Source organism: Enterococcus caccae ATCC BAA-1240, from assembly GCF_000407145.1.
In the GTDB taxonomy this organism is placed as follows: domain Bacteria; phylum Bacillota; class Bacilli; order Lactobacillales; family Enterococcaceae; genus Enterococcus_L; species Enterococcus_L caccae.
The window spans coordinates 410,079-421,660 of record NZ_KE136472.1 but is presented as its reverse complement, the minus strand read 5'-3'; the positions used below and the strand labels follow the sequence as shown (position 1 = coordinate 421,660).

Here is an 11,582-nt window from a genome sequence, read left to right as displayed (position 1 = left end):
AGTAAATGATACGCTAATTTTGGTTCTTTTTATTTTTAAAGAATGCTTTTACTAAACTGATACTTAGAATTATTAATAAACCACTGATTCCCCAAACTGGCGACACTACTTCATTTGCTTTTGGTAATTTACCGATAGCATTTGTTTTGCCTGTCACTCCCCCTGTCTTGCTGCTCCCTTGGCCAATTACTCCACCTGTTCCTGCACCAGTTCCGTTACCACTAGTTGTGGATTCTTCTTTCATAGCTTTCATCATTTGTGACAATGTATCAAAACTTTTATTCACCGCTGCTTGGGTCGCATTTGGATCATTGACAACTGCTTTCCCTTGTTTAATTGCTTCTGTTAATGCTTCTTGTGTATCTTTTGTGAACTGATTTCCTGATTTTGGTTTTAATGTTTCTGCTTGTTGAATCAACTCCATTAATTTTGTCTTGTCGGTTTGAATCACTTGCTCTACCAAACCATCCAGCGCTGTTTTCACCGTCATTTCGGCAGTATCAATTTGTTCTTGACGTGCGTTCACATTAGATAAAACGCTTTCTCCAATTTCAATTACCTCAGTCAAACGAGCTTTAGTAACCGGTGTAAATTCTTTCCCAGCTGTAGGTTTCACAGCTTTCGCTTGGACTAAAATTGCCTTTAATGCCGTTTTATCAGTTACTAATGGTTCTTCTTGCAAGCCTTTAATAGCCTCAGTTAAAGCTGTCGTAGTTTGATCGATCATTTCTTGATTTGCAAATGGATTATTGAGTACTTTTTCAGCAGCCACAATGGCAGCTTGCAACGTTTGTAAAGAATCTGCTGTAAATTGATGTCCCTCACTTGGTGTTACTTGACTCGCTTGTTTTAACACTGCTTGTAGTGGGTTTTTATTCGTCACAGGAACTTCTTTTAATTGTGCGATTGCTTCATTCAATGTCGTTAATATAGTTGTTACTTCTTCTTTCGTGGCATCTGTTTTTGCCACAATTGTTTCAGATAATTGAATAGCTTGTTGCAATTGTGCCTTCGTTTTTTCGGTAAATTCAAAGCCTTCTTTTGGTGTTATTGCTTTTGCTTCAGCAATCCTCTTTTTTAACACTTCCTTATCTACGGTAATAGCTTGTTCTTTAACTTGTGTAATAGCTTCAGTTAGCGTCTGCCTAGCTTTGTCTATTTCAGCTTGTGTCGCGCCTTCTTGAGCGAAGATTTTTTGTGCCGCAACTAATGCATCGTCTAAAACTTTTTTCGTTTCTTTCGTGAATTCATTTCCTTCACTCGGTTTCTTGGCAGCCCCTTCTTGAATCGCTTTCTCTAGTGCAGTCTTATCTGCCACATCAGGAACTTTTACCAATTGATTCACAGCTTGTTCCAGATTTTTCACAGTAGCATCAACTTCTGTCTGCGTTGCTTGATCGTTGACTAAAATAGCCACAGCTTTTTCTAAGACAGGTCTAAAAATCGACCAAGTTTCAGGTGTATATTCTTTTTCTATACGTCCTTGATTTAAAGTAACCATTTCTTGTAGCATCGTTTTATCTATCTCTTTTGTTGGATTCACCGTTACTGAAAAATCTGAGAGCATAGCTTGTTGGAGAGCTTGTCCCACCAATAATCCTTGACTCATATCAAACTGTAATGGTTGTGGTTCCGTCTTTTCAGCTGCACGTTTGGCTCGGGTTGTTTCCTTTACTTTAATCTTGAATGTGATTAAATCCATTGCCCCATTCAACAATGGTTTATTTCCTTGGTTACTGATAACTAAATATATATTCTCCAAATCATTTGAATGTTTCCGATATTTGGAATAGTTTGCCATTTGTCGTGTAGCAGATGTTGTCGTTGGTTGTCCAACAAGTTCAAACTTACTAGAATCAAAGGACATTCTTATACTTAGTGCATTAATATTTTTTAACTCTTGCCCTTTTAACGTAAAGGATAAACTATCACCTGGAAGATAAGTATTCTTCCCATTCTCATTGACCACTGATAGTACTAATCCGCCAGCAATTTCTTCTGTATTGGGCAAGTCAATACCTCCGTCTAACTGTCGCAATACATAGTGGATATCATAGGAGTCAATGACTCCGTTTTTATTTAAATCACCTTTTTCAACATACCCATTAAAGTCACTGTCAATGGACTCCAATCCAGTATAGTTACGGTAACTCATAGCATCATTTTCATCAATGACTCCATCGTTCGTAATATCTCCATGAAGGATTCCTTCGGTTCCTGGTTGTTTATAAAAGAGCATTTCACGACCAGAACCAAAATTACCAACAGACTTCAAGACTTTCATTTCGACAAAACGATAGATTTGATCTTTCGTTTCAATGGTTTTTATCAAGGCGTCTTGTTTCCATGAAATAGGAGCAGAAAACTCCGTCCAGTTAACACCATCTTTTGAAATTCGGTATTGTAATTGCAAAATATTCCCATTTCCGGCATTTTCTCTTGGTAAATACTCAATTTTATCCATTTGGAATTCGGCACCTAGGTCAAATTTTAAAGTTAAAAAGTTGCCGGAGTTTGGATTTGCGATCCCTGTTGACCAATTGGTGTGCCAGCCACTACTCAAATCCTTGTCCGTTAAGTGTTTCAACTCTTCTCCTGGTTGTTCTGGCAAGCTACTGGTAGCTTTAACCTGATCAATGGTTTCTTTATATGGATCATCTCTGGTAATTCCTTTAATTGGTTCGCTCCATTTAGATACTCCACTTTTCCCGACAGTACGGACTTTAAATGTATGTTCTGTCAAGAATGAAAATCCATCAAAAGTCGCTGTGCTATCTTGAATATTTCCAAAGACAGTACCATCTCGTTCCACTTCATAGCTAGTTGCTTCAGTTACTTTATCCCATTGAACAGTGAGAGAAGATGGCGTTGTTTTTTCTTCATTAATCGCTATATTTGCTGGAATTGTTAGCTGATCATCCACCTCTGTATTCCCACCATCAACCGTTCCTTTGTTAATAAAACCTTTTACTGTCACTTGTACATCTTTAGTTGTTACAGATTGTTTATCCAATTTCACTGACAGTGCTGATTGATTTAGTTTTTCTCCTGACGCTTTAGAAAGATAGCTATTTACTTGGAATTCTTTATCAAAGTAATACATATTTGTACCAGTTGAAAAATCTTCTTTATTCGCTGCTTGCTTTAAAGTAACTTGCGTGCCGCCGATTGTTGCGGTTACGCTTTCTGGCGCTTCAGAAGCCATCAAATCTAGCGTTGTACTACGTTCATCAACAAACCCCTTGTAACTGCCTTTGGTAGGCTCAATCGTGACCGTCAATTCTCCTTTTTCATTGGATTTAGGTCCTTGACTACTGATTTTAGTAGTCGCTGACTGCCCAGATTCATAACTAGTTGAAATACCATCATCCTCATACATCTCAAAGGAAGTTGGTCCATTTGGATAAATCAAGAACGTCCGCTGATCTCGTTTGATTTCCGTCGGATTGTTGTTCGGATTGGTCATCGGAATAATTCCACCATCTTTAACAAAAACCGGCACTTTCCACAGTGGTGTTTTCATACCATTCAGTACTCGGCCCCCTTGATATTTTTCTCCTGTAAATAAATCGACCCATACTTGTTTTTCATCAGGTAGATAAATACCATCACGAACAGATTTCCCTTCAGCATCTTTATTCCCATTATAAATCGGAGCAACTAATAGATTAGGCCCCCACATATATTGATATTGAGAATCTTTCGTATATGCAGCTGATTCATTTGGAAATTCTAACGACATCGCTCGGACCATCGGTAAGCCGTCGACCGCTTCGTGAGCAATACTGTAGTTATAAGGCATCATCATTGATTTTAATTTTAAATAGGCCCGATTTAAATCTGTTGTTTCTTGATCTAAAGCAAACGGTGTTTTAGGATTAGAGCCCCAGCCGTCCATATTTAATTGAACTGGTGTAAAGGTTTTCCATTGGAAATCACGAATATTGACGTCTTTATTTTTTCCACCAAAAATCCCGTCCATATCTGAGCCAACGTTTGGTTGTCCAGATAAAGAAGTCCCGATATAAGTTGGGATATGGAAACGAATATACTCCCACTGACCACCAGTTTGGTCTCCCGTCCAAATACCTGCATGACGTTGCGTTCCCGCCCAGCCGTCTAACGAAACAATCATTGGTCGAACAGCTCCATCTGTCTCTTTCACAAAAACGTTAGCTGCATCTTCCACCCCATTCAATCCAAAGGAATAACCATTTCCTACCCACGCTACATCGGTTTTTAAAGCTTTTACCCCAGCAACGCTGACTTCTTTTTCAATATCTCGTTCCCCTTTTTTCGGTTTCTGAGGATCAGCTGGATGTAGATTTGATTGCGTCCATAATCCGACTTCAACTCCATTGCCATTTGCATAATCAGTAAATTCTTTTAAATTTTGCACATCTCCATCTAAGGAATCTGTTTGACCATAGCCTGCACCGTAACCATCATTTGGTAAGAACCAGCCTAAGGGCATATCATTCTTTTTATATCGATCAATGACTGCTCGTGCCGAAAACTGATAGTTATTCTTCTCCCCATTTAATGACTCCAACGTCCCCTTTAAATTACCTAAATCTCCTGGTTGATATTCTTTATAATAATTGCCATCTTCAAATTTCACTGCTCCAGAAGTTCCATCAGCTACCTTTACCCAATAATCTCGGTTATAAGCATTTAAATGCGCTTCGTAAAAACCATATTCCGGCATTAATGTTGCTTTACCAGTCAGTTCATAATAATCTTTTAAAATCCCTGCTGAAGAACCATCGAAGAAATAAAAGGCATCAAAATCAACTCCATCATGCGTGGTCGTCGTTGTTTGTGGATCATGACTCCCAAAGTCATAAGTGCCCGGTTTCCATGTATTCCGAACAACACCATAACCTTCTGTTGACCAGTAAAATGGATTCGGAGAAGCAACTCCGCCATCTACCCAATTATTAGTATTAACAATCTGAATAGCAGTCCCTTTATGCGTAAAACGTCCATTTTGGGTTCCGCCACCAAAATATTGTTCTTGATTGTTTTGTTTCAACGTTTGCGTTACTTTATTATTCTTGAAGGACAACGGAGCTGTCTCTTCTAAAATCGTTTTGTTCTTTTGTTTATCCACTACTTGCATTAACGCTGTGGCTTTCGTGAAAATAATCTTTAAGCCACTATTTTCCAGAATAAATTGTTCGCCAGAATCTGTCACACTCGTCTGTTTAAATGTTTCTGTGCCATAATCAGCCATTTTTTTCGCAGTTATTTTTGCAACATGCTTCGGATCATTCGGTGTTGGATACTCTGCAAATTTTCCAATTGGGTCTAAATGATACCGAAAAACATGATCATTCAAAATGCTTACTTGTGCTTTTTCTCCAGACGCATAAGTAACAACAAAGTTTTCTGACGATTTTTCAATTGAAACAATAGCTCCTACTGATTCCGCTAAATCAGTCGTTGTCTCTTTGGCTGTTTGTTCTTGAGCAGCAGCTGTTTGAGGATTCATTGTTACAAATGAATGAAGAGCTAACACCGACGAACTAATCAATAAGACCTGCAACCAACGCTTTTTCCCACTGCTATTTACAACTTGTTGTTCCTTGTTCATTTCTTGTCCTCCTTGAAAGGTTTCCAAATGCAACAGTCCTGATACCCTAACCGACAAATACGAACTTTAATAGCCATCATTTTCTATACATAGACTGACCATCAACAAATGTTTCCAACAATTCTAATTCTTTAGTCACAACGAGAAAATCAGCTGGTTTTCCCGCCTCAATGCTACCACAGCGATCTGCAATGTTAACACTTTCTGCTGGTGTCAACGAGGCCATTTGGAAAGCTTCTGCTACACTAGCAAGTTCCCAAGCGACCACATTTTTCACCCCATCCAACAATTGTAAAACACTTCCAGCTAAACTCCCATTTTCGGCTAATCTGGCAGCTCCATTGGCCACTTTAACAGGAAATTCTCCTAACTGATAATTTCCCTCGGGCATGCCACCTGCACGCATACAATCTGTAATTAAAGCAACCTGCGCAGCTCCTTTAACAGTAATTAAAACATTCGCAGCTACAGGATGAACATGATGCCCATCACAAATCAATTCTGCAGTTGTTTCTTTTGTGGTTAAGGCACAGCCAACCATACCTGGTTCACGATGACTCAAGCCACTCATGCCGTTATAAGTATGAACAAAAACCGATGCGCCTGCATAAACTGCTGCTTGCGCTTGTTGATAAGTCGCTGCACTATGAGCTAAAGCTACGGTCACACCTTGTTTCGTCACTGCCTGTGTAAATTCAACAGCACCTACCCGTTCTGGTGCAATAGCGATTTTTTTAATTTGCCCGTTAGCTAACTCTTGCCAATGATTAAAATCAGCAAGACTAGGATCAGAAAAATACTTAGGATTTTGAGCCCCTTTATGTTTTTCTGTAAAGAATGGTCCTTCAAAGAAAATCCCTTGAATTTTAGCCCCTCCTACTTGATCAGCATGTTCGGCAATCATCTTAGTGACTTGGTTTAATGTTTCAACATCTGAAGTTAAGGTTGTTGGTAAGAATGAGGTAACCCCACATTGCAGTAATCCTTTTGAAATTTCATTCAACCCTTCAGGATCATTGTCCATGACGTCATAACCTAAAAAACCATGGATATGAGTATCCACAAGTCCTGGTGCAATCCACTGTTGACTATAATCAAGAATCGTTAATCCTCTAGGTTCTTCGCTACTATATTCACCAAACCGACCGTCTTCAATGATTAAATATCCTGTTAGCATCATCCCTCCTCTTAAAAAGAATTTTTCTGCTTTAATTGCATATTTTTCCATTTACCTCTCCCCTTTACATTTGTAACATAAAATAAATACCAGTTAATTGAAATCGGAAAAGAAATAATAATAAAATAAAACGATACCAATTAATTATTAACAATGGAATTATACTAATAAACCAATGAAATATTGTATTATATAAATAATACCAATTCTTTATAACGATTATTCGTCGCCTTCCTAAACTGGTAGTAACCACGTGACAATTATAACTAGAAAACGTTTACAATGTCAAGGATATATTTATTTTTTATTAAAAAAAGGATAGAATCATTCATTCTAAATAAAAAAATGACGATTTTTCTTTATAAATCAACTAATACCTTTACCTCCTTGAAGCCCCCTATTAATGAACCTAAAAAAGAGTAAGAACCTTTGTCAAATTAACAAAGGTTCTTACTCAAAATTGTTTAGTCTTATCGCTACACAAATTGCTCTTATTCTTAAAAAATGGAGATTTTTAACGGAAGTCAAATGCCAACTGAGTACATTTTGATTTCAATTCGTGTTACACAGCTATAACGCAATACTACGACGTCACTATTCCCTATAGGATCTTATCACAAAAAAAGAGCAGGATTCGATAAAAGAATTAGACTCTTTTTCTAAAAATATTGCTCTTTGCGTGTCCTTCGAAGAATACAGTTCGATATAAAATAAAGTGTCTGGGACATAACTCTATGAGTCACATCCCAGACACAAAAAATTCGAATAGACGCTGGAAGCAGAAGCAACTCCTTCAGTCCCAACCTTTCCGTATACCTACATCATGCCGCCCATACCCATTGAAGGGTCCATTGGAGGCATGCTAGCTCCAGCTGGTTCAGGTTTATCTGCAACTACAGCTTCTGTAGTCAAGAGTAAAGCTGAAACAGATGCAGCATTTTGTAATGCTGAGCGTGTTACTTTGGTAGGGTCAACGATTCCTGCTTCTACCATGTTTACCCATTCACCAGTTGCAGCATTGAACCCAATACCTAAATCGATATTTTTCAATTTATCAACGATTACTGAGCCTTCATAGCCAGCATTTTCAGCGATTTGACGGATTGGTTCTTCCAATGCACGCACCACGATTTTCACACCTGTTGCTACATCGCCTTCAACTTCTAAAGCAGTTACTTTACTAATAACATTGACCAAGGCTGTTCCACCACCAGAAACCATTCCTTCTTCAACAGCTGCACGCGTTGCATTCAACGCATCTTCAATACGTAATTTTAATTCTTTCAATTCAGTTTCAGTTGCAGCACCCACTTTAACGACTGCTACTCCGCCCGCTAGTTTTGCTAAACGTTCTTGTAATTTTTCACGATCAAAATCTGAAGTTGTTTCTGCAATTTGATTTTTGATCAATTGGATACGAGCATCAATACCGGCTTTTTCACCTGCACCTTCAACGATAGTCGTATTGTCTTTGTCTACAACAACTTTACTTGCATTTCCAAGGTTGTCAATTGTTGTATCTTTTAAATCAAGACCTAAATCATCCGTAATGACTGTCGCACCTGTTAACATTGCGATATCTTCAAGCATTGCTTTACGACGATCCCCAAAGCCTGGTGCTTTTACAGCAACAACGTTGAATGTTCCACGAATTTTGTTTAAAACTAATGTTGGTAATGCTTCTCCGTCAACATCATCTGCAATGATTAATAATGGGCGACTTTGTTGTAAAATTTGTTCCAATAAAGGTAAGATATCTTGAATATTTGAGATTTTTTTATCAGTAATCAAGATATACGGATTTTCTAAAACAGCTTCCATTTTATCGTTGTCAGTTACCATATATTGAGATAAATAACCGCGGTCAAATTGCATACCTTCAACAACATCTAATTCTGTTTCGATTCCTTTTGATTCTTCAATAGTAATAACACCGTCATTACCAACTTTTTCCATTGCATCTGCAATCAATTGTCCAACACGTTCATCACCAGAAGAAACGGCCGCAACTTGAGCGATTGCTTCTTTTGAGTCAACAACAGTTGAAATGTTGTGTAATTCTTCAACAGCAGTTTTTGTTGCTAATTCGATTCCACGACGAATCCCTAATGGATTAGCACCAGCAGTTACGTTTTTCAATCCTTCACGTACAATTGCTTGTGTCAAAACGGTTGCAGTCGTTGTTCCGTCTCCAGCGATATCATTTGTTTTAGAAGCAACTTCTGAAACCAGTTTAGCTCCCATATTTTCAAAATGATCTTCTAATTCGATTTCTTTTGCAATTGTTACACCATCATTGGTAATTAGTGGTGAACCAAAAGATTTTTCTAAAACAACGTTGCGTCCTTTAGGACCTAATGTCACTTTTACTGTATCTGCTAAAATATCTACACCACGAAGCATTGCTGCACGTGCATCTTCTGCAAATTTGATTTCTTTTGCCATAATTCCTTCACCTCAAAATAGTATTTTTTATTTAAATGAATTTTGTTTCTCTTTATAAAAATAATCTATTCAACGATTGCAATGATATCTTTTCCAGAAACAATCAAATATTCATTGCCTTCATATTTTACTTCTGTACCAGAATACTTTTCAAACATTACTGTATCGCCTTCTTTAACAGCGGCAGGAACTTTTGTTCCGTTTTCTAAAACACGGCCTTCACCTACTGCGATAACTTTTCCTGTTTGAGGCTTTTCTTGAGCTGCTGATGCCAAGACGATGCCGCCTACTGTTTTTTCTTCTTCTTTTGCGACTTCAATAACGACGCGATCGCTTAATGGTTTTAACACAATAAATCCCTCCATAAAAAAATTTTCTTTTGTTAGCACTCTTAGTTATCGAGTGCTAACTCACACTATTTATAATACTCATTTCACCTTCAATTTGCAAGCCTTTTGGCTAATTTTATAAAATAATTCTTTCTCAATTTTTATAACGAAATAAACAAAAGTATAAAGCATTTTTTCTTATCCGATTCAGATATTGCTTTCCTCTCCTTCATTTCATGGTAAAATACGTATAGAAAGAGAGGCGATAGACATGAAACAAAGAATCACAGGCGCTTTGATGGCAACAGGACTTTATTTAATCATTGCAAATCTCGGTAACTTCTTTTTTGGCGTAAATAAACGCTTCGATTGGACAACAACTTTATGGGAAGCTGCATTTTTCTTCGTATTTATCTTTCTATTGTTAGGTTATCGTAATAATCATAAAAAGTAATATGAGCACAGTATGGTATACTTTCTCTATGTTATAAATTCTGGAAGGAGTTTTCTGTTTTTATGTCGACGACTATGTCTATTAAAAAATTAAGTATTACAACAATCCTATTATATGGTCTCGTGTTTTTTTCTCCCTATATCTTTAGTCCGTTCTCACCAGATATCGTGATTGGAGGCACAACATTTACCTACATTCTTGGAGCCGGTTTGATGATTTGGCTGTATTTCAATAATAAAATGACTGCAGCTACTTCAGTTGAGCAAGAAGCTAAACTAACTTCTCCTGTTTTTATGATATTGCTAGGAATCAGTGGGATCTTTATAGCGATGATCATTCAAGCAATCGTGTTTGGTATTGAAACAACCATCACAGGCGTTCAACCTAATTCACAAAACACACAAAATATTATTAAGGTTATTTTAGCGAATCCACTGTTTATTTTAGCTACTACGATTGGTGGACCTATCATGGAAGAATTTGTTTTTCGCCGTTCCTTGATTAGTTTAACAGAAAGTTATACAGGCTTTTGGCTTGCAGCGATTATTAGTTCTTCTTTATTTTCTGTGATTCATCAAGATGGTCACTTTTTTGTTTATTTTTTTATGGGGTTCTTTTTTGCTCTGTTGTATAAAATGACCGGAAAAATTTGGACTTCGATCATCGCTCATTGTGGGATGAATACTGTTGTTGTGATTGCTCAACTTGTGTTGCATTATGCCAATATTGACCTACCAAAATAGAACTTTATCAAAAAAAACCCATGTAATCACATTCAATTACATGGGGTTTTTATTACTCTTTTTCGTCTTCAATTTCAGTGTCGATCAATTCACTATCGTGATGTAAGAAATAAATCAACGTTTGTAATTCATTCGTTAAATCAACATTTTGGATCAACACGTCTGTTGGCGCTACTAATCTAGCTGCTGTGAAGTTTAAAATTCCTTTTACTCCCGCATCCGCTAATTGACTCACAACTTCTTGTGCTTTTCTAGCTGGCAATGTTAAAATAGCCACTTCGATTTGTTGTACACGAATCTGTTCCATCATATCCGTCATTGGATAAACTGGAATACCATCAACGATTCTGCCAACAATATCATCATTCACATCGAATGCACAACTCACGCGAATGCTATTGCTTTGATGAAATTTATATTTCAATAAGGCACTTCCTAGGTTACCCACACCAATCAATGCTACATTTGTTAATTCATCATCATTGAGTGTTTTTGCAAAGAAGTTCATTAAATTCTCTACATCATAACCATAACCGCGTTTACCCAATTCGCCGAAATAAGAAAAATCACGTCGAATCGTTGCGCTATCTACTTGGACTGCTTCACTTAGCTCAGTAGATGAAACTTTATTTTTTCCAGCATCATGTAGAATTCTCAAATAACGATAATATAGGGGAAGGCGTCTTGCCGTTGCTTTTGGAATAATTTGGTCTTTCACAATCGTACCTCCAATACTCTAAATATAGACAAATATCCACCTCTCATAATATCAGTTGTTCTAGATAAAAAGCAATCTAACAGCTCAGGAAAAGAAATATTTTTCAAACTTTCTTAAAAT

The 11,582-nt window shown here is 37.3% G+C and carries 7 protein-coding genes; 2 read left to right on the top strand and 5 right to left on the bottom strand.

What is annotated here, in order from left to right; translation table 11 throughout:
* Positions 1–13 precede the first annotated feature (13 nt).
* From I580_RS01840 to groES, 4 genes are all read right to left on the bottom strand, one after another.
* Positions 14–5,596, bottom strand: a complete 5,583-nt coding sequence (locus I580_RS01840) for a TIM-barrel domain-containing protein (protein ID WP_010773014.1) — start codon at positions 5,594–5,596, stop codon at positions 14–16.
* Between the two features lie 76 nt (positions 5,597–5,672).
* Complete coding sequence (nagA, locus tag I580_RS01835) at positions 5,673–6,824, bottom strand: N-acetylglucosamine-6-phosphate deacetylase (protein WP_010773015.1); 1,152 nt, start codon at positions 6,822–6,824, stop codon at positions 5,673–5,675.
* 765 nt (positions 6,825–7,589) lie between these two features.
* Positions 7,590–9,218, bottom strand: coding sequence for a chaperonin GroEL (groL, locus tag I580_RS01830; protein ID WP_010773016.1), 1,629 nt, complete (start codon positions 9,216–9,218; stop codon positions 7,590–7,592).
* A gap of 65 nt (positions 9,219–9,283) precedes the next feature.
* Complete coding sequence (groES, locus tag I580_RS01825) at positions 9,284–9,568, bottom strand: co-chaperone GroES (RefSeq protein ID WP_010773017.1); 285 nt, start codon at positions 9,566–9,568, stop codon at positions 9,284–9,286.
* Positions 9,569–9,818: 250 nt separating this feature from the next.
* On the opposite strand from groES, the gene I580_RS01820 reads away from it, so the two are divergent.
* Together I580_RS01820 and I580_RS01815 are read left to right on the top strand one after the other, a co-directional pair.
* Positions 9,819–10,001 (top strand): hypothetical protein, encoded by a 183-nt coding sequence (locus tag I580_RS01820; RefSeq protein ID WP_010773018.1) that lies wholly within the window; start codon positions 9,819–9,821, stop codon positions 9,999–10,001.
* A 74-nt stretch (positions 10,002–10,075) separates the two neighbouring features.
* Entirely contained in the window at positions 10,076–10,744 is a 669-nt protein-coding gene (locus I580_RS01815; RefSeq protein WP_034860465.1) for a CPBP family intramembrane glutamic endopeptidase, read from the top strand.
* 52 nt (positions 10,745–10,796) lie between these two features.
* Here I580_RS01815 and I580_RS01810 read toward each other — a convergent pair whose 3' ends face one another.
* Entirely contained in the window at positions 10,797–11,462 is a 666-nt protein-coding gene (locus tag I580_RS01810) for a redox-sensing transcriptional repressor Rex (RefSeq protein WP_010773020.1), read from the bottom strand.
* Positions 11,463–11,582 lie beyond the last annotated feature (120 nt).